A 20,600-nucleotide genomic window follows, 5' to 3' on the forward strand; every position below is an offset into this window, starting at 1 on the left:
CCTTGAGTGAGGAGTGTAAAAGCGTGCATTGTTGGCGATTCATTAGTGGAACGATGTACGAAACGTCCTGAAGGGAGCTTAAAACGGCGCGACGTCACAACCCCAGCACCAGCTGGCGCTCCAGCTGCGGATTTACCAGCGTGACGTGCAGCCCCACCAGCCGCACACCGCGTTCGGCGCGGCGTTCGTCCCAGGCCTGACGCGCCACGGCGATCATGTCGTCTTTATTCAGCACCGGCCAGACATGCTCCTAGGTGGTGAGCTGAAAATCGTTGAACTTCAGCTTTACGCCCTGACGTGCAATCTGCTTATCCGGGCGGATCGCGCTGAGACGGCGATCGAGTTCGGCGTAGAGAAAATCAATAATCTCCAAGCACTGCTCCCAGTGATGGATGTCCTCGCCCAGCGTACGCTCGACGCCCAGCGATTTGCGCTCGCGCTCCACCACCACGTCGCGATCGTCGATGCCGTTGCTGCGCTCCCACAGCACGCGGCCAAATTTTCCAAAGCGCTTCAGCAGCTGCGCCAGATCGGCCTGTTGTACGTCAGCGCAGGTGCGCAGCCCCATCTCTTCGAGCTTTTTGGTGGCCACTTTACCGACGCCGGGAATCTTGCTCAGCGGCAGCGTCAGCAGAAAGTCCGGCATCGCCTGCGGCGTAATTACATACTGGCCGTCGGGCTTGTTCATGTCTGAGGCGATTTTGGCAAGAAACTTGATCGGCGCAATGCCCGCGGACGCGGTCAGGCCGGTTTCGCGCAGGATATCGGCGCGAATCGCCTGCGCCATCAGCGTGGCCGATCCCTGGCAGTGTTCGCTGTCGGTGACGTCCAGGTAGGCTTCATCCAGCGACAATGGCTCAATCAGTGGCGTATAGCGGGTAAAGATGGCGCGAATCTGCTGCGAGGCTTCTTTATAGGCATCAAAGCGGCCGGGCAGCAGTTTCAGATGGGGACAGAGGCGCAGCGCCGTGGCGGTCGGCATCGCGCTGCACGCGGCTGCCGCCAATGGCAATCGGGATATCACGTAATGAAGGATCGTCGCGCATTTCCACTGCCGCGAAAAAGCAGTCCATATCGACATGAATGATTTTGCGCATACGCCCCTCCGGATACTGGATAAGTATACAGCAGAGAAAAACAACGGCAATATTTGTGGCGCGCGCGATTAAAGTTTACAAATTTGTGGTCGTATTCCCTTTAGGATTGCACCATTTTCTCGGACTCCGGCTTGATTAAACGCCAGACAATGATAATGTTGCGCTGCGGTAGCGGATATTTCCGATAATGCAATACAGTGACGCACTGCGTCAGCGTTCCTCTTCACTTCAAGGTACACACAGAATGGGCAGAATCGCATTATTGTTTGCGATGATTCTTATGCCGCTCCTGAGCTGGGCAATGACGCCTGAGCCAATGCAGCCGCTGGCTCCGGTGAGCAAAGAGTTAAAGAAACAATTACTGGGTACACCGGTATTTATTCAGATCTTCAAGGAAGAGCGTACGCTGGAACTGTACGGCAAAATCGGTAATGAATATCGTCTGCTGGACAGCTATCGCATCTGTAACATCTCCGGCGGCCTCGGGCCGAAACGTCGTCAGGGCGATTTTAAAAGTCCGGAAGGCTTTTATAACGTGAAGATGAATCAGCTCAAGCCGGACAGCCGTTTTTATCGCGCCATCAATACCGGATTCCCGAATCAGTACGATCGCGCCAAAGGCTATAACGGTAACTATCTGATGATTCACGGCGATTGCGTGTCCGTGGGCTGCTATGCCATGACCAACGCGTCGATGGATGAGATCTTCACTTACGTGAACGCCGCGCTGCGTAACGGTCAGCAGGATGTGCAGGTCAACATCTTCCCGTTCCGCATGACCGACAGCAACATGCAGCGTCATCGTTACTCAACTTACATCAGCTTCTGGCGTGAACTGCAGCCGGGCTATGCTTACTTCGCCAAATACCACGTGCCGCCAACGGTCAACGTGACGGCAACCGGTCAGTATGCGGTGAACAACACGCCGGTAATGACCACGCCGGAAGCGGCGTCGAAATCATTCCTGGCGCTCACCCAGGTAAAATAATGCCCACTCACCTGGCACGATCCGGTGCCAGGTTTCATTACCGGTCAGCGGCTGCGTCGCAATGACCGTCACCACGTCTTTCGGCGTCGTCTGCTGCAGAAAGTCAATCTCCACATCCTAATCGAGCAGCTTCGCTTTGCCAAACGGCGCGCGGCGCGTAATCCAGTACAGGTTGGTTGAGCAGAAGGCCATCAGATAGCGTCCGTCAGACAACAGCATATTGAACACGCCCTTCTGGCGCAGCTCCGTTGCCAGCTCCGCCACATAGCGAAACACGGCCGGCCAGTTGCCCGGCGTACGCGGATAGCGCTCGGCCAGCTTATGCAGAATCCAGCAAAACGCCTTCTCGCTGTCGGTTTCGCCTACCGGACGGAAATGCCCGGTTTCCAGCTGGCGATAGCCCTTTAGCTGGCCGTTATGCGCGTAAGTCCAGTTGCGGCCCCACAGTTCGCGGGTAAACGGATGGGTATTTTCCAGTGAAACCTGGCCGCGATTGGCCTGACGAATATGCGCTACCACCGAGTGCTACTTGATCGGATACTCCTGCACCAGGCGGGCAATCGGCGAGTTGTAGCTCGGCAGCGGATCTTTAAAAGTGCGGCAGCCTTTATCTTCGTAAAAGGTGATGCCCCAGCCATCTTTGTGCGGCCCGGTTCCACCGCCACGCTGCACCAGACCGGTAAAACTGAAACAGATATTTGTGGGGACATTGGCGCTCATCCCGAGCAATTCGCACATAGCAACCGCCTCATCAGAACCTCCCGCGGACGCGGGAGGAGCACGTCATCACTTAACCATCTCTTTTTCGATTAACAGCATCAGGATGTGGATCACTTTGATGTGAATCTCCTGAATGCGATCGGCATAACCAAAGTGCGGCACGCGAATTTCGATATCCGCCGTACCGGCCATTTTGCCACCGTCTTTACCGGTCAGGGTAATCACTTTCATGCCTTTGGCGCGCACGGCTTCTAAGGCTTTGATGATGTTCGCCGAGTTACCCGAAGTGGACAGCCCCAGCAGCACATCGCCCTCGCGGCCGACCGCCTCGATGTAGCGGGAGAACACATAGTCGTAGCCAAAATCGTTGCTGACGCAGGAAAGATGGCTGACATCCGAAATGGCGATGGCCGGATAGCCAGGACGATTTTCGCGGTAGCGCCCGGTCAGCTCCTCAGCGAAGTGCATGGCATCGCAGTGCGAGCCGCCGTTGCCGCAGGAGAGCACTTTACCACCGGCTTTGAAGCTGTCGGCCAGCAGCACGGCTGCGCGCTGAATGGCGTGAATGTTGGCTTCATCACTCAGGAACTTATTGAGCGTATCGGCGGCTTCATTGAGTTCTGAGCGAATAATATCCTGATACATAGGGATGTCCTTTAGAGGAAAATTGACCCAGCAAGTTTAACGGAATGGGCCAGAGCCGCAAAGCGCCCGCAGCAGGGAAAAGCGCGACGTCGCGCTGACGTCCGATTGCCGGCGCGATTTTGTGAGTTCGGTTGTAATTGCGATGTAAACAGATTGATAAATTTCGTGCGCTGCTCTAAACCTTATCACTAACAGGTCAGACCTCTTACAACTTACGGAGCGGTTCATTATGTTGCTTGCCTCGATCATCGCGACGCTGGTGTTAATTAGCGCCCTCTTCTACCATCAGGTTTCACTGCGGCTCAGCAGTGCGATTTGTGCTGCTATGGACCGCGGCACTGGCTGCCACCGGCCTGTGGACGCCGTGGCTGCTGCTGCCGCTGGCAATTATTCTGCTGCCTTTCAACCTGCCGGCGATGCGCCGCAGCATGTTCTCTAAGCCGGCACTGCACAGCTTCCAGAAGGTGATGCCGCCGATGTCGTGCACCGAAAAAGAGGCGATCGACGCCGGCACCACGTGGTGGGAAGGCGATCTGTTTCGCGGCAAACCGGACTGGCAGAAACTGCACAACTATCCGCAGCCGCGCCTGACCGAAGAGGAACAGGCGTTTCTGGATGGTCCGGTGGAAGAAGCCTGCCGCATGGCTAACGACTTCGCGATCACCCATGAAATGGCCGATCTGCCGCCGGAGCTGTGGGCTTACCTCAAGCAGCACTGCTTCTTTGCCATGATCATCAAAAAAGAGTACGGCGGTCTGGAGTTTTCCGCTTACGCGCAGGCGCGTGTGCTGCAAAAACTGGCAGGCGTGTCCGGGATCCTGGCGATCACCGTCGGCGTGCCGAACTCGCTGGGTCCGGGTGAACTGCTGCAGCATTACGGTACCGATGAGCAGAAAGATCACTACCTGCCACGCCTCGCGCGCGGCGATGAAATCCTCTGCTTTGCGCTGACCAGCCCGGAAGCGGGCTCCGACGCCGGCGCCATTCCGGATACCGGCGTGGTGTGCATGGGCGAATGGCAGGGCCAGCAGGTGCTGGGCATGCGCCTGACCTGGAACAAGCGTTACATTACCCTGGCGCCGATTGCCACCGTGCTCGGCCTCGCCTTTAAGCTCTCCGATCCCGATCATCTGCTGGGCGAAACCGAAGAGCTGGGCATTACCTGTGCGCTGATCCCGACCCACACGCCAGGTGTTGAGATTGGCAGACGTCACTTCCCGCTGAACGTGCCGTTCCAGAACGGGCCGATGCGCGGCAAAGATATCTTTGTGCCGATCGATTACATCATCGGCGGTCCGGCCATGGCCGGTCAGGGCTGGCGCATGCTGGTTGAGTGCCTGTCGGTGGGACGCGGCATTACTCTGCCGTCTAACGCTACCGGCAGCCTGAAAAGCCTGGCGCTGGCGACCGGTGCCTACGCGCACATTCGCCGCCAGTTCAAAGTCTCTATCGGTAAAATGGAAGGGATTGAGGAGCCGCTGGCGCGCATCGCCGGTAACGCTTACGTGATGGACGCGGCGGCGACGCTGATCACCAGCGGCATTATGCTGGGCGAAAAACCGGCGGTGCTGTCAGCGATTGTCAAATACCACTGCACCCATCGCGGCCAGCGCGCCATCATTGATGCAATGGATATCGCCGGCGGTAAAGGCATCATGCTTAGCGAGAACAACTTCCTGGCGCGTGCCTATCAGGGCGCCCCGATCGCCATCACCGTTGAGGGCGCGAACATCCTGACGCGCAGCATGATTATCTTTGGCCAGGGCGCAATCCGCTGCCACCCGTGGGTGCTGGAAGAGATGAACGCCGCCGCGAAGAACGATCTCGTTGCCTTTGACCGCGCGCTGTTCAGCCATATCGGCCACGTCGGCAGCAACAAAGTGCGCAGCCTGTGGCTAGGCCTGACCGGCGGCCGCACCAGCGCTACGCCAACCCGTGACGCGACCCGCCGCTACTATCAGCAGCTGAATCGCCTGAGCGCCAACCTTGCGCTGCTGTCGGATGTGTCGATGGCGGTGCTGGGCGGTAGCCTGAAACGCCGCGAACGTATTTCGGCACGCCTCGGCGATGTGCTGAGCCAGATGTATCTGGCGTCAGCCACGCTGAAACGCTATGACGATGAAGGCTGCAACGAGGCGGATCTGCCGCTGGTGCACTGGGGCGTGCAGGATGCGCTGCATCAGGCGGAAGTGGCAATGGACGATCTGCTGCGCAACTTCCCGAATCGCTTGGTTGCGGGTGCGCTGCGGCTGGTGATTTTCGCCGGCGGCAAACACTGCCCGGCACCGTCCGATAAACTGGATCATAAGCTGGCCAAAATGCTGCAGCTGCCGTCCGCAACCCGCACCCGTCTGGGCCGCGGCCAGTATCTGACCCCGAGTAAGCACAACCCGGCCGGTCAGCTCGAGCAGGCGCTGCAGGATGTGATGGCGGCGGAAGTGATTCACGATCGTCTGTGTCAGCAGCAGAAAAAACACTTATCCTTCACCCTGCTGGATGCGCTGGCCCAGCGCGCGCTGAAAGAAGGCTGGATTGACGAGAGAGTGAAGCGAAGGTGCTGACGCGGGCCGAAGCCAGCCGTCTGAAGGCCATCAACGTGGATAATTTTGCGCCCGAGGCGCTGGCGGTGGCGGTGGCGGTGGCGAAACCGGACAGCAAACCCAAACCGAGCGCCCGCCCCAGCGAAGCGGCGTAACAGCAAAAAGCCTCCAGCCGGAGGCTTTTTTTATGGCTTGCGGCGCGGAATAAGCGCACTCAGCATCTGTGCCAGCTACGTTTAGACGTCTAAGCGTCTCGATTGCCAAGTGTTAACATCCTGTTTATAGTGGCTGCAGCACAAGGTTACTCCGCAACGACATTCGCGCTTAAGGCACCCGATAATGACGCAGCCCAACCTGATCCCCGAGAGCAAACTACCGGCGCTCGGCACCACCATTTTTACCCAAATGAGCGCCCTCGCCGCCCAGCACAACGCCATCAATCTGTCACAGGGCTTTCCCGATTTTGACGGCCCGCGCTATTTGCAGCAGCGCCTGGCACATCATGTTAGTGAAGGCGCCAACCAGTACGCGCCGATGATTGGCACCCTACCGCTGCGCGAGGCGATCGCCGATAAAACCGCAGACATGTATGGTCATCGGCCGGATATCAACAGCGACATCATCGTGACGGCGGGCGCGACCGAAGCGCTGTATGCCGCGATCACCGCGCTGGTGCGGCTGGGCGACGAGGTGATCTGCTTCGATCCCAGCTACGACAGCTATGCGCCGGCGGTTCAGCTGGCCGGCGGCGTGCTGAAACGCATCGCGCTGCAGCCGCCCGCTTTTCAGGTCGACTGGCAGGCCTTCAGCAGCCTGCTCAGCGCGCGCACCCGGCTGGTGATCGTCAATACACCGCATAATCCGTCCGCCACCGTGTGGCACGCCAGCGACTACGCCGCGCTGTGGCAGGCGATCGCCGAACAGGAAATTTATGTGCTCAGCGATGAAGTCTATGAGCACATCTGTTTTGATGAGCAGGGCCATGCCAGCGTGCTGGCGCATGCCGACCTGCGTCAGCGCGCCATCGCAGTCTCATCCTTCAGCAAAACCTTTCATATGACCGGCTGGAAAGTGGGTTACTGCATCGCTCCGGCGGCGATCAGCGCCGAAATCCGTAAAGTGCATCAGTATCTCACTTTTTCAGTGAATACCCCGGCGCAGCTGGCGATTGCCGATATGCTGCGCCAGCAGCCGGAACATATTGATGAGCTGCCGGCATTCTATCGCGCCCGGCGTGACCGCCTGATGCAGGCGCTGGCCGCCAGCCGGTTTAAGGTGCTGCCCTGTGCCGGCACCTATTTCCTGCTGGTGGATTACAACGCTATTTCCGATTTGGATGATGTCAGTTTCTGCCAGTGGTTAACCCGCGAAGTGGGCGTGGCGGCGATTCCGCTGTCGGTGTTCTGCGCGGCCCCTTTCCCGCACAAGCTCATTCGCCTGTGCTTTGCCAAACAGGAAGCGACGCTCAACGCCGCTGCGGAGCGTTTATGTCAGCTTTAAAACTTACCGTATTACAGGAAACCCTGAGCTGGATGGATGGCGCGGCTAACCTGCGCCATTTTGATGCGGTGCTGCAGGGCATGACGGGCCGCGATGTCATCCTGCTGCCGGAGATGTTTACCACCGGCTTCGCCATGGAGGCGGCGGCCAGTTCGCTGCCGCAGGATCAGGTAGTGGCGTGGCTGCACGGTCATGCTAAAGCACTGAATGCTCTAGTCGGCGGCAGCGCGGCGATTCAGAGCGATCAGGGCGCGGTAAACCGTTTCCTGCTGGTGGAGCCCGACGGTACGCTGCACCAGTACGACAAACGCCATCTGTTCCGCATGGCCAATGAGCACCAGCACTATGTGCCCGGTGAAACGCGCGAGGTGTTCCACTGGCGCGGCTGGCGTATTCTGCCGCAGATTTGCTACGACCTGCGCTTCCCGGTGTTTTCGCGCAACCAGAATGATTACGATCTGGCGCTGTACGTCGCCAACTGGCCGGCACCGCGCGCGCTGCACTGGCAGGCGCTGCTGCTGGCGCGCGCCATTGAGAATCAGGCCTATGTAGCCGGTTGTAACCGCGTCGGCAGTGACGGCAATCAGCATCAATACAGCGGCGACAGCCGGATTATCTCGCCGCTGGGTGAGATCTTAGCGGCCGCTGAACCCTTCGCCCGTGCGCGCCTCGACGCCGGACTGTCACTGAAGGCGCTGCGCGACTATCGCGAACGCTTCCCGGCATGGCGCGACGCGGATGAATATACGCTGAACAAATAAAAAACCCCGGCCAAGCCGGGGTTCGCGGTATTCACGTCAGTTGCTTACAGATCGAACCGGTCGAGGTTCATCACTTTGGTCCAGGCGGCCACGAAGTCGTTAATGAACTTCTGCTTCGCATCGCTGCTGGCATAAACTTCCGCCAGCGTGCGCAGGATGGCGTTAGAACCAAACACCAGATCGGCGCGGGTGGCTCTGTACTTCACTTCTCCGCTCTGACGATCGCGGCCTTCGAACAGCTCAGCGCTCTCATCGGTGGCGCGCCATGCGGTGCGCATATCCAGCAGATTGATGAAGAAGTCGTTGCTCAGCACACCCACGCGATCGGTAAACACGCCGTGCGCGCTGCCGTCGAAGTTGGTGCCCAGCACGCGCAGACCACCCAGCAGTACCGTCAGCTGTTGCGCTTTGTCCAGCAGCAGGGTTTCGGTGGAAGAACCGCCCTGCACGCGGCGATAGTTACGGAAACCATCGGCCAGCGGCTGCAGTACGTTGAATGACTCGACATCCGTCTGGTCCTGACGCGCATCCACACGACCCGGCGTGAACGGCACCTGTACGGCAACGCCTGCCGCCGCTGCGGCCTGCTCAATCCCGACGCTGCCCGCCAGCACAATCACATCCGCCAGCGACGCTTTACCCGACTCCTGCTGAATCTTCTGCAGCACCGGCAGCACATCGCGGGTGACACTGGCGTTGACCGCCCAGCCGTTCTGCGGCGCCAGCGCCAGACGGGCACCATTCGCCCCGCCGCGTTTATCGCCGCCACGGAAGGTGGAAGCGGACGCCCAGGCCGCAGAGACCAGCTGGCTGATGCTCAGACCCGAAGCGGCAATTTTCGCTTTCAGATCGGTGATGTCATGCGGCGTCGGCTGATGCGTGGCCTGCGGTAACGGATCCTGCCACAGCAGATCTTCCTTCGGCACTTCCGGACCGAGGTAGCGCGCTTTTGGCCCCATATCGCGGTGCGTCAGTTTGAACCAGGCGCGGGCGAAGGCTTCGTTGAACGCCTGCGGATCGTTGAGGAAACGACGCGAAATCTTCTCGAACTCCGGATCGAAACGCAGCGTCAGGTCGGTGACCAGCATGGTCGGCTTGCGTTTTTTCTCTGGATCGAACGGATCCGGGATAATCGCTTCGGCATCAACCGCTTCAAACTGAATCGCGCCCGCCGGGCTGTGCGTTTGTACCCACTCATATTTGAACAGGTTCTCGAAGAAGTAGTTGCTCCACTGCGTTGGGGTTTGCGTCCATACCACTTCCAGACCGGAAGTAATGGCATCTGCACCGGCACCGCTGCCGTAGCTGCTGTGCCAGCCCAGACCGTGTGCTTCCAGCGGCGAGGCTTCCGGATCGACGCCCACGTGGCTGGCCGCAGCGGCACCGTGCGTTTTACCCAGCGTATGCCCGCCGGCAATCAGCGCGACGATCTCTTCGTCGTTCATGCCCATGTTGCCGAAGATGGCGCGAATCGCCGGGCCGCTGAGCGCGGATCGCCGCTGGCTTCCGGACCTTCCGGGTTCACGTAGATCAGACCCATTTCCGTCGCGCCGAGCGGCGCGTTTGCCAGACTCTCCGGATGGCGGTGCGCCAGCCATTCGGTCTCATGTCCCCAGTCCACGTCCATGTCCGGTTCCCAGACGTCTTCACGACCGGCACCAAAGCCAAAGGTACGGAAGCCGGCGTTTTCCAGCGACACGTTACCGGCAAGAATGTAGAGATCGGCCCAGGAAATTTTCTGGCCATACTTCTGTTTCACCGGCCACAGCAGACGACGTGCTTTGTCGAGGCTGACGTTATCCGGCCAGGAGTTGAGCGGCGCAAAGCGCTGCTGGCCACGTCCGGAACCGCCGCGACCGTCGATGGTGCGGTAGGTGCCGGCGCTGTGCCATGCCATACGGATAAACAACCCGATGTAGCTGCCCCAGTCGGCTGGCCACCAGGATTGCGAATCGGTCAGCAGCGCACGAATATCGGCTTTCAGCGCGGCGTAATCCAGCTTGCTGAACTCTTCACGGTAGTTGAAATTGTCACTGAGGGGGTTAGAACGGCTGGAATGCTGGTTTAACAGATCGACGCGCAGCATGTTTGCGCCAGCAGTCGCGGTTAGTGGTTCCGCTTCCGGCGCCACGCGCTAAAACGCTTTTCTCTTCCGATGCTCCATGATGAAAGGGGCATTTTCCTGAGGCGGCTGCATTATCATTATTTTCGGGCGTGCTCATTTCTCGGCTCCATTGGCTTCACGTTGTCCGGTTAAGATAACCGCACCGTGTTGCAGAATATATTTGGATGGACCGAAGGTTTTGATAGTTAATGGCTTTCAAGCGCGAGGTTTGTGATAGAGAGCACGAATTTCAGGGCGCATTTGTACACCTCATGATGGATCGGGATATACCGGTGCGCATCAATGCGCACTCTACGTATCCGCATAACGATTTTGTAGGGTCGCCATTATATGGCGACCTGGATTAACTCCCGCGGTAGGTCGACCACGACCACGGGGAAATGAGGAACGGCAGGTGATAATGGCTGCCGGCGGCACCAATCACAAAATCAATCTGCGCGCTGACGTACAGCGCATCACGCCCGTCGGCGGCGAAATAGTCACCGATCTCAGCGGTTAAGCGATAGTGGCCCGGCGCCAGCGGTTCAGGCGTGAGATCTTTGATGCGCCCGTCGCTGTCGGTTTCGCCCTCGGCCACCGGCAGCCAGCCCTCGGGACTGTTCTGCTCCAGCGACATCGCGACGCCAATCGCCGGTTTGCCCAGCGCGGTGTCGAGAATATGAGTGGTGATGGTGCTCATGTGATGCTCTCCTTAAGCCGTAACAGGGTAATTTCCCGCAGCTGCGCCAGCGCTTCCTGCTGATAGGACGTGAGATATTTAAAAGGGAAACGTGCGATAAATGTGGATCTACCTGGGACAAACTGGATCTATCTGGGACAGGTTACGGTAATTAAGTTTCACACAGTGAAACGTCGGAGAGAAAAACATAACCTGTACACCAGATAGTGAGTATTGGTTTAATGCTAACCAGACAATAGAAGAATATTTCATATGCTCGATTCATCACTTGTTGTGCAATGAGGGTAAAATCCTCAACGTCATTAAAGGTGTTTACTAGTCTGTTTGCCATATGTATACAAGAATGTTCTGCGAGAAAGCACTAATGAGTCCTGGCAACACGAGGCGAAGGAGGATTGAATGATAGAGGCATCGCTGCTGAATCTGCCCTGGGCAACTCTGGTAACACTGGCCTCTGGCTACATCGGTTATTTTATTGCCAATGTTGGCTTGAAACAGCACCATAAGCCTGTTGATATCACGTTTACGACCCTGGTCTTTTGTCTTTTACCCGCCGGGCTTTATCATTCAGCAGTGTGGTTGGGGTTCAACACCTACATAGCATCTGTTCCGGCTGTTATCTCTGCTTTTATTGCAGGTTCGGTTTGGCGCAAATACGGCAAGAAATGGATGTATGGCCTCCTGCGGAAATATGATATATCGTGGTCTGACAGCACCCACTCTGCCTGGCAGAGGATGTTTGACCAGCGTGGCTACTATGTTTCGGAAGTCTATGTTTACCTGAAAAATGGCTCAACGCTTTTGTCGGAAGCACCTGGCCACTTTGAAGGGCAACCATGCGGATGCTTTGTTCTGGGAAACGAAAAAGACATTTTGCTCTATGTAACCCATGAAAAAGCGGCTGGCAGCACAGACTGGAAAGCATGCAGTGATGTACTGCATGAAACCTGGGGAGCACTGGCGACTTATGTCCCTGCGGATCAGATAGCGCGGGTACAGGTAAGGAGAACCAGGTTCAAAGAGGCAAGGGTTCTCCCTGAAGAGTAACGTTATTGTCGGGCTGGTCTGGATGGCGGTGGTGTGACTGGTTTAGAAGATGAGTCTGTTTTCTCATTACGAAGCGTATCTTTGTCGAAAACAATCGTCACCATACCTTTGGAGTCGTCAGAGTAGTCAACGCGGTCATGCCTCTGGTCTTTGTTATTACTCATTGCACTTTCCTCACGTAGTATAAGAATCGATGTACTAGCAAACGAGATTCTAGATTATCGTTGAGGAAAGATGCAATGGCAGGTGATTTTGATTCTGTTTTCTCTTTCACATACTGAAAAGTAATTACAGCAGGAAAGCCATCAGGCTCTTCTCCTGACTGAACCGGATACGACTTCAAGTAGCAACATGATTTCAATAATCGGTCGATTTGAGTACTGATTTCTGTTTCACTATGTGAAACTTAATTACCTCACCCGTCCCAGATAGATCCAGTTTGTCCCAGGTAGATCCACATTTATCGCACGTTTCCCTTTTAAATATCTCACGTCCTATCAGAATTGGACGGGCAACATCGCTGCTGCTGGCGCAGGCGGGTTATCGCGTGGTAATCAATTTCCGGCAGCGCGAAGCAGAAGCGTTGCAGGTAGTGGCAGATATCGAAGCGCAGGGCGGCAGCGCGTTTGCCTTACAGGCGGATATTGCCGATGAAGCGCAGGTGGTGCGCATGTTCCGACAGCTGGACCAGCAGCCGGGCGCGCTGCGCGTGCTGGCAACCAACGTCACCGGCACGTTTATCTGCTGCCGCGAAGCGGTAAAACGCATGAGCACCGCACACGGCGGCCGGGACGGCGCCATTGTTAACGTCTCGTCGGCGGCCTCGCGTACCGGCTCGCCCAATGAGTATGTCGATTATGCAGCGTCGAAAGGCGCGATGGACACGCTGACCAGAGGATTATCACTGGAAGTGGCGGCGCAGGGGATTCGCTCAACAGCGTGCGGCTAGGGCTGATCTACACCGATATGCATGCCGACGGCGGCGAGCCGGGGCGCGTTGATCGTCTCGCGGCATCGCTGCCGATGCAGCGCGGCGGCCAGGCGGAGGAGATCGCTGCCGCCATCGCCTAGCTGGCCAGTGACGCCGCTTCATACGTCACCGGCAGCTTTATTGATGCGTCAGGCGGGCGTTGAGCCGCACGTCACAGCCTGTTAGCGCGCGGCGTACATCTTCACGTCGCGCGCTATAAGCGGTTACAGCACTTCACCATTGCTGGCAATCACCTGCTGATACCAGGCGAAACTCTTCTTCTTCGAACGGGCAAAGCTGCCGCTGCCGTCATCGTTTTTATCGACGTGGATAAAGCCGTAGCGCTTGCTGTACTGGCCGGTGGTAAAGGAGACGCAGTCGATGCAGCACCACGGCGTATAGCCCAGCCGATCGACGCCATCCAGCGCCACCGCTTTTTTCATCTCTTCGATGTGCGTGCGCAGATAATCAATGCGGTAGTCATCTTCGATCACGCCCTGTGCGTTGGCTTTATCAATGGCACCAAAGCCGTTCTCAACGATAAACAGCGGCTTCTGATAGCGCTCATACAGCGCATTCAGCCGTAGCGCAGGCCGACCGGATCAATCTGCCAGCCCCAGTCGGACGCTTTCACATGCGGGTTAGGCACTACGCCGTCGAAGCCGGTGATCGGGTCGTCGACGCCGCTGGCTTTGGTGTCCACCGCATTGCTCATGTAGTAACTGAAACCGATGTAATCGCAGCAGCCCTGACGCAGCGTTTCGGCGTCATCGGCTTCCATCGCAATGTGATAGCCCTTGCGCGCCCACTCTTTCAGCGTATAAGCCGGGTACGCGCCGCGCATCTGCACGTCGCTGAACACGTAGCGCTGACGCATCGACTCCTGCGCGCGCATCACGTCATCCGGATGGCAGGAGAACGGATAGACCGGCACCATGGCGATCATGTAGCCAATCTGGAAATCCGGGTTGATTTCGTGGCCGCGCTTCACCACTTTGGCACTGGCGACGAACTGGTGATGCATCACCTGATACATCGTCTGCTCCGGCTTTTCATGATCGGTGAACACCACGCCGGAGCAGCAGTAGCCGAACAGCGGATACTGCCAGTTGCGCTGGTTATTGATTTCATTGAAGATCATCCAGTACTTCACCTTGTGGCGATAGCGCGTCATCACCACTTCACTGAAGCGCACAAAGAAATCGACCACTTTGCGATTGGCCCAGCCGCCGTACTCTTTAACCAGATGATAAGGCATCTCAAAGTGCGACAGGGTAATCACCGGTTCGATGCCATATTTCAGCAGCTCATCAAACAGGTCATCGTAAAATTGCAGGCCGGCTTCATTGGGCTGCAGTTCATCGCCGTTGGGGAAAATGCGCGTCCAGGCAATCGAGGTGCGGAAACATTTGAAACCCATCTCGGCAAACAGCGCCACGTCCTGTTTGTAGTGCGAATAGAATTCCACCGCCTGATGGTTGGGATAGTGCTGGCCGGGCTGGACACCGGACGTGATAACGCGATCAACGCCGTGTGCGCCGCCGGTGAGAACATCGGCGATGCTGACGCCTTTGCCGCCCTGATCCCAGCCGCCCTCAACCTGATGGGCTGCCACCGCGCCGCCCCAGAGAAATCCGCTGGGTAACTGCAATCCTTCACTCATTTCATTACCTCGTCACGCTGTTGGCGAAAATAACACTGCCCGCAGTGTAACAACTGAAATAGCAAAGTCACGCTATAACACCGGCGCGGAAATGTGACTTGTTACCGCAGAAAAACAGGCTGTTTTATACCTGCGTGAGGCAGGAAATATATCGGCCCAGCGTCTCCAGAATATAAATTACCGGTACCTGGGTGGTAATATCGTAGCGGTCAGGCAGTTTCTCCTGCGGCACATGATAGGAGAGATTGAAATTCGCCATTTTCGCCAGCGAGCAGTTGTCATGATTGGTGATGGAGATGATTTTACAGTGATGCAGACTGAACTGACTGGCAAAGCGCAGGATCTCTTCGGTTTCGCCAGAGACGGATAAAATAATGGCCAGCGCATTTTCCCAGGCACTTTTACTCACCGGGTAATAAGGATCATCGATGTGATGGCTGAATTTACCAATATTGGAAAAGTAGCGCGCACTATATTTGCCAAGACTACCTGAGGTACCGGCACCAATAAAGAAAATGTGCTCAGCCTCAATGATCATTTGCGCTGCGGTGGCAATCTGCTGATTAAATTCTGCGTTATTGATGCTTTTAAAAAAGCTCAGCATTTCTCCGACGCCGGAGGGCAGCAGCACCGGCGCGCTTTGCTCCTGCGCTAGGTGAAAACGGATGCGGAATTCTGACCAGCCGTCACAGTGCATTTTGCAGCAGAAGCGCAGCACCGTGGTGGTCGAGACGCCCGCCTGCGCCGCCAGTTCGCGGATGGTCATATAACTGACACTTTCCCGGTGTTTGATGATGAAGTGATAAACCTGCATCTCAAGGTCATTCAAACGGGACAGGTCGCTGTGTGAAAACATTCGGGCGGCGCTCACGGCAAAAAGAAGCCTCAGTGTAACTGATTGGTTTGCCGCTGGGTTGTCACACCTCATTCACAGAATAATTTTAGCGTACATGTGTACTCTGAAATTGTTCTTCGCAACTCTGTTGCACAGAAAAAGCATAACTTTCGTTACGATGTTCAGGAATCCGACGCCATGGTACAGAACCGACTTATTGCCCAAGGCTATTCACTGGCAGAAGAGATCGCCAACAGCATCAGCCACGGCTTGGGCTGTGTGTTTGGCATCGTGGGGCTGGTGTTGCTGTTGATCCAAGCCGTTGAAATGCATGCGAATATCACCGCAATTACCAGCTATAGCTTGTACGGCGGCAGCATGATTCTGCTGTTCCTCGCCTCGACGCTGTATCACGCCATTCCGCATCAGCGCGCCAAATACTGGCTGAAGAAATTTGACCACTGCGCCATCTATTTGCTGATCGCCCGGACTTACACGCGGTTTCTGCTGGTCGGACTGAAATCGCCGCTGGCGCAGGGATTGATGGTGGTGATCTGGAGTCTGGCGCTGGCGGGCATCATCTTTAAGCTGACCATTGCGCATCGCTTTAAAGTGCTGTCCCTGGTGACCTATCTCAGCATGGGCTGGCTGTCGGTGGTGGTGATTTATCAGCTGGCAACCAAACTGTCGGCCGGCGGCGTCTGGCTGCTGGCGGCGGGCGGGATTGTCTATTCGCTCGGGGTGATTTTCTATGTGTCGCGCCGTATCCCGTACAATCATGCCATCTGGCACGGTTTCGTGCTGGGCGGCAGCGTGCTGCACTTTTGCGCCATCTATTTTTACGTGATGTAACAAGGCATGGGTCGCCACTGATGGCGACCCTGTGGCATACCAGCCGTAACCGTTACTCTTCCAGCGAATAGGGCAGCGGCTGAATGGTCAGCTTACCGCTTTCATCGCCTTCAACGCGCAGCACGCTATCCGGCTCCAGATCGTTGTTCAGCACCGCCTGCACCCACACGCTGCCATCATCCAGCTGTACGCCGCTCAGCACCGTGCCGGTGCGACGCCATTTGTCGCCCATCTGCAACTCCAGCGAACTGGCTGCGTCAGGCACTTTGCTGGCGCTGCCCGCCAGCCAGTAGAGCGCACGTTTATTGGTGCCGCGGAATTTGGCGCGCGCCACCATCTCCTGGCCGGTGTAACAGCCTTTTTTAAAGCTGATGGCATCCAGCGCCTGCAGGTTAATGGCCTGCGGAATCAGCTGCGCCGTGGTGGCGCTGTCGATCACCGGCACGCCCGCCGCAATATCCAGCGCCAGCCACTGCGTGCTGTCATTCAGCTGCGCTTCCCCGGCCAGCTTCTGCTGCAGCGCTTCGGCCTGCGCCGGCGTGGTGACCAGCAGAAAACGCTCGGCTGGTTCGGCGAACCACAGCAGAGTTGTGTCATCCTGCTGCACCACTGGTGTTGTGGCATCCGGCAGCGTGGCGAAAACGTTAGCCAGCGCGGCGCGCGCCTGAAAACCGGCGGCGCCGAGCAGTACCGCGTCATCATCTGCCGCAATGGTCACTTTGGCGAACACCGCATACTTCTTCAGCTCGGTCACCTGCTGCTCGCGCAGATTGCGGCGCACAACATAGGCATAACCTTCTCCACGATGGAACAGACGCAGATTGCTCCACATTTTGCCTTTGGCATCGCAGTGCCCCGCCGGGCGATGCTGCGCTGCGTCCAGCGCCGCCACGTCCAGCGTCAGCTGACCCTGCAGATAAGAGGTGCTGTCTTTGCCCTGCACCGACACCAGCGCCCACTCGTCGAGCGACATCAGCGTTAAAGGCAGGCGCGACGCCGCAGCGGGCTGGCGAGGCGGAAGGGTGAAAATCGGCATGAGTCCGTCCTGATCAATAAGGTTTATCCAGTAATATGCTTACCAATGTTAAAAGAGCAGTGCGCCATTGCAACCTGTTTGCGGAATCTGGCGCACAAATCGCGTGATAACCCTGTAACTGGTGGCATTGCTGTGCGTCACCGCGCGCAGCGTCCGGTTGCACGCCTGCAGCGCGGCGAAAAAGCAGGTACACTGAGCGCCACTGTTATCAGCTGTGGAAGAAGATACATGGATATTCATGACAAAGCGCGCGTCCAGTGGGCATGCCGTCGCGGCATGCTGGAGCTGGATGTTTCCATCATGCCGTTCTTTAAATATGAGTATGATTCGCTGAGCGACAGCGACAAGCAGGTGTTTGTCGCGCTGCTGAAGAGCGACGATCCGGACCTGTTTAACTGGATGATGAACCACGGCGAACCGGCCGATCCCGAGTTCAAACGCATGGTGAAACTGATTCAGCAGCGCAACCGTGAACGCGGGCCGGTGGCAATGTGATCTGCGCGCGTCACGCAGCGCGCGGGCGCTGAATGTGACGCTGTTCGGGCTGTATGGCTCGCTGTTGCTGAGCTGTCGCTGGCCGGCGGGCTGGGCCTGGGTTCAGGTCGCGGTACTGATCCTGCTGACTCTGCAGTGCTGGCGTAACGCGCGTCGCCTGCAGCAGCGCTGCGGAGCGCTCATGCTGGATGACAAGGGTGACTGGCACTGGCGCGGTGAGCGCTGGCAGGCGCAACTGCAGCCGGACTGGCTACCGTGGGGCGTGTTGCTGGTGCTGCGTAACCGTCGCGGGCAGCGCTGGCGACTGTGGCTGCTGCACGACAGCATGCCGCCCGACGCGTGGCGCGCGTTACGCGCCCGCTGTTTTTTGCTTGATGGCGCGACGCCGCATTAAAGCAGCGCGGCGGTTTCGGTCAGAATCTGTTCGCACCACTGCTCGACGCGCTCTTCGCTCAGCTCAAACTGATTAACGTCGTCGAGCGCCAGACCGACAAACTGCTGACCATCGGCGGTCAGCGGTTTTTTGCTGGTAAACTGGTAGCCGTCGAGCGGCCAGTAACCGACAAACTGCACGCCCATCGGCAGCAGCAGTTCGTGCAGCATACCCAGCGCATCAAGGAACCATTCGCTGTACTCGACCTGGTCGCCCATGCCGTACAGCGCCACAATTTTGCCCTGCAGGTTGAGTGCTGGCAGCTGTTGCCACACCGCTTCCCAGTCCTCCTGCAGTTCGCCGAAATCCCAGGTCGGAATACCGAGAATCAGTAAATCGTACTGCTCCATCAGCGACGGATCGTCATCTTTCAGGTTATGCAGTGTGACTAATTCTTCACCGATAAAGTCGCGGATTTTCTCCGCCGTCATCTCGGTGTAACAGGTACTGGAACCGTAAAACAGACCGATATTCATGCAATTAATGCTCTGACTGAAACTCACTCTGGCGCAATTGTACCAGAAGCAGGCCAGTTTCAGGCATAATGAGCACGATTTCACACGGCGAGGGGCAACAGTGCAGGACAGCGATCTGATAGAACAGTTTCTCGACGCGCTCTGGACTGAGCGCAACCTGGCGCAGAATACGCTGGCGTCCTATCGTCAGGATTTGCAGACGCTTACTGCCTGGCTGCACCACCATGAGCGCACGCTGCTGTCGCTGGAAGCCGCTGATTTACAGCAGTTTCTGGCTGAGCGGATTGAGGGCGGTTACAAAGCCACCAGCTCAGCGCGTACCCTGAGCGCAATGCGCCGTCTGTTCCAGTATCTGTACCGCGAAAAGCTGCGCAGTGACGACCCCAGCGCGCTGTTGTCTGCGCCGAAATTGCCGCAGCGCCTGCCGAAAGATCTGTCAGAAAATCAGGTCGAGCGCCTGTTACAGGCGCCGGCAACGGACATACCGCTCGAGCTGCGTGACAAAGCGATGCTGGAGCTGCTGTACGCTACCGGGCTGCGCGTCTCTGAGCTGGTCGGTTTGACGTTGAGTGATGTCAGCCTGCGTCAGGGTGTGGTGCGCGTCATCGGTAAAGGCAATAAAGAGCGGCTGGTGCCATTAGGTGAAGAAGCGATTTACTGGCTGGAGCACTATATGGAACACGGGCGGCCGTGGCTGCTGAACGGACAGACCATTGATGTGCTGTTCCCCAGCAACCGCGCGCAGCAGATGACACGCCAGACCTTCTGGCATCGCATCAAACACTATGCCACCCTTGCCGGCATCGACAGCGAAAAGCTGTCACCGCACGTGCTGCGCCATGCATTTGCCACACATTTACTGAACCATGGTGCCGATTTACGCGTCGTACAGATGTTGCTGGGGCACAGCGACCTGTCGACCACCCAGATTTACACGCACGTGGCGACTGAGCGCCTGCGTCAGTTACATCAACAGCATCATCCGCGCGCTTGAGCAGCGGCAACAAGGATTTGAGATGAAAAAAACCGTTACGACGCTGGCTCTGCTGGTCAGCGCCTTTTCTGCGCTGGCCCATGCCGATGACAGCGCGATTCAGCAATCACTGAAAAAACTGGGTATGCAGCAGGCGGAAATCCAGCCGTCGCCGCTGCCGGGTATCAAAACGGTGATGACCGAAAGCGGCGTGCTGTACGTCACCGAAGACGGCAAGCACATGATTCAGGGCCCGCTGTATGATGTCAGCGGCGCGCAGCCGGTGAATGTCACCAATCAGCAGCTGGAGAAAAAAGTCGCCGCGCTGGCACCGGAAATGATTGTCTACAAAGCGCCGAAAGAGCAGCACGTGATCACCGTGTTCACCGACATCATCTGCGGCTACTGCCGCAAGCTGCACGAGCAGATGGCTGACTACAATGCGCTGGGCATCACCGTGCGCTATCTGGCGTTCCCGCGTGAAGGCCTGCACGGCCAGGTGGAGAAAGCCATGACCGCCATCTGGTGCAGCGCCGATCGCAACAAGGCGTTTGATGCCGCAATGAAAGGCGACGCACCGCAAATGGATGCGCCGGCGAGCTGCAAAATCAATCTCGACCAGCACTACAAGCTGGGCATTCTGTTTGGTATTCAGGGCACGCCCGCCATCCTCACCGACAGCGGCATGATGATTCCTAGCTACCAGGGACCGCAGGAGCTGAAGCAGGTGCTGGACGGGCAGAAGCGTGGTGGTTAAGACACAGT

At 57.3% G+C, this 20,600-nt stretch carries 14 protein-coding genes and 6 pseudogenes; 11 read left to right on the forward strand and 9 right to left on the reverse strand.

All coding sequences use genetic code 11. From position 1 onward, the window contains the following. Window positions 1–94: 94 nt before the first annotated feature. A pseudogene (gene dinB / locus AC6I8M_RS15380) lies at window positions 95–1,097 on the reverse strand (DNA polymerase IV). A 244-nt stretch (window positions 1,098–1,341) separates the two neighbouring features. Between dinB and dpaA the strand changes: the two are divergent. Next, window positions 1,342–2,085 carry a peptidoglycan meso-diaminopimelic acid protein amidase gene (gene dpaA, locus AC6I8M_RS15385; RefSeq protein WP_010616713.1) on the forward strand — a complete coding sequence of 248 codons (744 nt, stop codon included), beginning with the start codon at window positions 1,342–1,344 and terminating at the stop codon, window positions 2,083–2,085. Here dpaA and AC6I8M_RS15390 read toward each other — a convergent pair. Continuing rightward, a pseudogene (locus tag AC6I8M_RS15390) lies at window positions 2,056–2,823 on the reverse strand (class II glutamine amidotransferase). The gene dpaA and the pseudogene AC6I8M_RS15390 overlap by 30 nt on opposite strands. A gap of 48 nt (window positions 2,824–2,871) precedes the next feature. Continuing rightward, window positions 2,872–3,450, reverse strand: coding sequence for a D-sedoheptulose 7-phosphate isomerase (lpcA, locus tag AC6I8M_RS15395; protein ID WP_010616712.1), 579 nt, complete (start codon window positions 3,448–3,450; stop codon window positions 2,872–2,874). Window positions 3,451–3,679: 229 nt separating this feature from the next. Here lpcA and fadE point away from each other — a divergent pair. From fadE to AC6I8M_RS15410, 3 genes and pseudogenes are all read left to right on the forward strand, one after another. Then, window positions 3,680–6,145 (forward strand): annotated as a pseudogene (gene fadE / locus AC6I8M_RS15400) (acyl-CoA dehydrogenase FadE). Window positions 6,146–6,329: 184 nt separating this feature from the next. Further along, complete coding sequence (locus AC6I8M_RS15405) at window positions 6,330–7,490, forward strand: pyridoxal phosphate-dependent aminotransferase (protein WP_010616709.1); 1,161 nt, start codon at window positions 6,330–6,332, stop codon at window positions 7,488–7,490. Then, on the forward strand, window positions 7,478–8,251 hold the full coding sequence (locus tag AC6I8M_RS15410; RefSeq protein ID WP_010616708.1) for an amidohydrolase: 774 nt from the start codon (window positions 7,478–7,480) through the stop codon (window positions 8,249–8,251). The genes AC6I8M_RS15405 and AC6I8M_RS15410 overlap by 13 nt, the downstream gene beginning before the upstream one ends. Before the next feature lie 44 nt (window positions 8,252–8,295). Here AC6I8M_RS15410 and katG read toward each other — a convergent pair. Continuing rightward, window positions 8,296–10,473, reverse strand: a pseudogene (gene katG / locus AC6I8M_RS15415) (catalase/peroxidase HPI). 246 nt (window positions 10,474–10,719) lie between these two features. Next, window positions 10,720–11,055 (reverse strand): hydroxyisourate hydrolase, encoded by a 336-nt coding sequence (uraH, locus tag AC6I8M_RS15420; RefSeq protein WP_010616706.1) that lies wholly within the window; start codon window positions 11,053–11,055, stop codon window positions 10,720–10,722. Between the two features lie 399 nt (window positions 11,056–11,454). Between uraH and AC6I8M_RS15425 the strand changes: the two genes are divergently transcribed. Together AC6I8M_RS15425 and AC6I8M_RS15430 are read left to right on the forward strand one after the other, a co-directional pair. Continuing rightward, complete coding sequence (locus AC6I8M_RS15425) at window positions 11,455–12,102, forward strand: hypothetical protein (RefSeq protein WP_022547328.1); 648 nt, start codon at window positions 11,455–11,457, stop codon at window positions 12,100–12,102. 484 nt (window positions 12,103–12,586) lie between these two features. After that, window positions 12,587–13,236 (forward strand): annotated as a pseudogene (locus AC6I8M_RS15430) (SDR family oxidoreductase). Between the two features lie 60 nt (window positions 13,237–13,296). Here AC6I8M_RS15430 and AC6I8M_RS15435 read toward each other — a convergent pair. Together AC6I8M_RS15435 and AC6I8M_RS15440 are read right to left on the reverse strand one after the other, a co-directional pair. Further along, window positions 13,297–14,735, reverse strand: a pseudogene (locus AC6I8M_RS15435) (6-phospho-beta-glucosidase). 124 nt (window positions 14,736–14,859) lie between these two features. Continuing rightward, complete coding sequence (locus tag AC6I8M_RS15440; protein ID WP_010616922.1) at window positions 14,860–15,591, reverse strand: MurR/RpiR family transcriptional regulator; 732 nt, start codon at window positions 15,589–15,591, stop codon at window positions 14,860–14,862. Window positions 15,592–15,768: 177 nt separating this feature from the next. On the opposite strand from AC6I8M_RS15440, the gene trhA reads away from it, so the two are divergent. Continuing rightward, window positions 15,769–16,422 (forward strand): PAQR family membrane homeostasis protein TrhA, encoded by a 654-nt coding sequence (gene trhA, locus AC6I8M_RS15445; protein WP_498013494.1) that lies wholly within the window; start codon window positions 15,769–15,771, stop codon window positions 16,420–16,422. Window positions 16,423–16,474: 52 nt separating this feature from the next. Here the strand turns inward: trhA and ygfZ are convergent, their stop codons facing one another. Continuing rightward, complete coding sequence (ygfZ, locus tag AC6I8M_RS15450) at window positions 16,475–17,458, reverse strand: tRNA-modifying protein YgfZ (RefSeq protein WP_010616924.1); 984 nt, start codon at window positions 17,456–17,458, stop codon at window positions 16,475–16,477. A 228-nt stretch (window positions 17,459–17,686) separates the two neighbouring features. Between ygfZ and sdhE the strand changes: the two genes are divergently transcribed. Then, entirely contained in the window at window positions 17,687–17,953 is a 267-nt protein-coding gene (sdhE, locus tag AC6I8M_RS15455; RefSeq protein ID WP_010616925.1) for an FAD assembly factor SdhE, read from the forward strand. Continuing rightward, window positions 17,928–18,347: a protein YgfX gene (locus AC6I8M_RS15460; protein ID WP_010616926.1), complete on the forward strand. Its 420-nt coding sequence runs from the start codon at window positions 17,928–17,930 to the stop codon at window positions 18,345–18,347. Before sdhE ends, AC6I8M_RS15460 begins: the two co-directional genes overlap by 26 nt. On the opposite strand, the gene fldB is transcribed toward AC6I8M_RS15460, so the two are convergent. Beyond that, on the reverse strand, window positions 18,344–18,862 hold the full coding sequence (gene fldB, locus AC6I8M_RS15465; protein WP_010616927.1) for a flavodoxin FldB: 519 nt from the start codon (window positions 18,860–18,862) through the stop codon (window positions 18,344–18,346). The genes AC6I8M_RS15460 and fldB overlap by 4 nt on opposite strands. 100 nt (window positions 18,863–18,962) lie before the next feature. Between fldB and xerD the strand changes: the two genes are divergently transcribed. Next, the gene (gene xerD / locus AC6I8M_RS15470) at window positions 18,963–19,856 is read left to right on the forward strand and encodes a site-specific tyrosine recombinase XerD (RefSeq protein WP_010616928.1); all 894 of its coding nucleotides are present in this window, start codon (window positions 18,963–18,965) and stop codon (window positions 19,854–19,856) included. A 22-nt stretch (window positions 19,857–19,878) separates the two neighbouring features. After that, complete coding sequence (gene dsbC / locus AC6I8M_RS15475) at window positions 19,879–20,592, forward strand: bifunctional protein-disulfide isomerase/oxidoreductase DsbC (RefSeq protein ID WP_498013495.1); 714 nt, start codon at window positions 19,879–19,881, stop codon at window positions 20,590–20,592. Window positions 20,593–20,600: the final 8 nt, after the last annotated feature.

The organism is Type-A symbiont of Plautia stali (assembly GCF_059731155.1).

Excerpts from the sequence above, each read along its gene's own strand:
- dpaA (WP_010616713.1), top strand. The coding sequence starts at position 1,342 with ATGGGCAGAATCGCATTATTGTTTGCGATGATTCTTATGCCGCTCCTG.
- AC6I8M_RS15440 (WP_010616922.1), bottom strand. The coding sequence starts at position 15,591 with ATGTTTTCACACAGCGACCTGTCCCGTTTGAATGACCTTGAGATGCAG.
- AC6I8M_RS15410 (WP_010616708.1), top strand. The coding sequence starts at position 7,478 with ATGTCAGCTTTAAAACTTACCGTATTACAGGAAACCCTGAGCTGGATG.
- AC6I8M_RS15405 (WP_010616709.1), top strand. The coding sequence starts at position 6,330 with ATGACGCAGCCCAACCTGATCCCCGAGAGCAAACTACCGGCGCTCGGC.
- trhA (WP_498013494.1), top strand. The coding sequence starts at position 15,769 with ATGGTACAGAACCGACTTATTGCCCAAGGCTATTCACTGGCAGAAGAG.
- fldB (WP_010616927.1), bottom strand. The coding sequence starts at position 18,862 with ATGAATATCGGTCTGTTTTACGGTTCCAGTACCTGTTACACCGAGATG.
- dsbC (WP_498013495.1), top strand. The coding sequence starts at position 19,879 with ATGAAAAAAACCGTTACGACGCTGGCTCTGCTGGTCAGCGCCTTTTCT.
- ygfZ (WP_010616924.1), bottom strand. The coding sequence starts at position 17,458 with ATGCCGATTTTCACCCTTCCGCCTCGCCAGCCCGCTGCGGCGTCGCGC.
- AC6I8M_RS15425 (WP_022547328.1), top strand. The coding sequence starts at position 11,455 with ATGATAGAGGCATCGCTGCTGAATCTGCCCTGGGCAACTCTGGTAACA.
- lpcA (WP_010616712.1), bottom strand. The coding sequence starts at position 3,450 with ATGTATCAGGATATTATTCGCTCAGAACTCAATGAAGCCGCCGATACG.
- uraH (WP_010616706.1), bottom strand. The coding sequence starts at position 11,055 with ATGAGCACCATCACCACTCATATTCTCGACACCGCGCTGGGCAAACCG.
- sdhE (WP_010616925.1), top strand. The coding sequence starts at position 17,687 with ATGGATATTCATGACAAAGCGCGCGTCCAGTGGGCATGCCGTCGCGGC.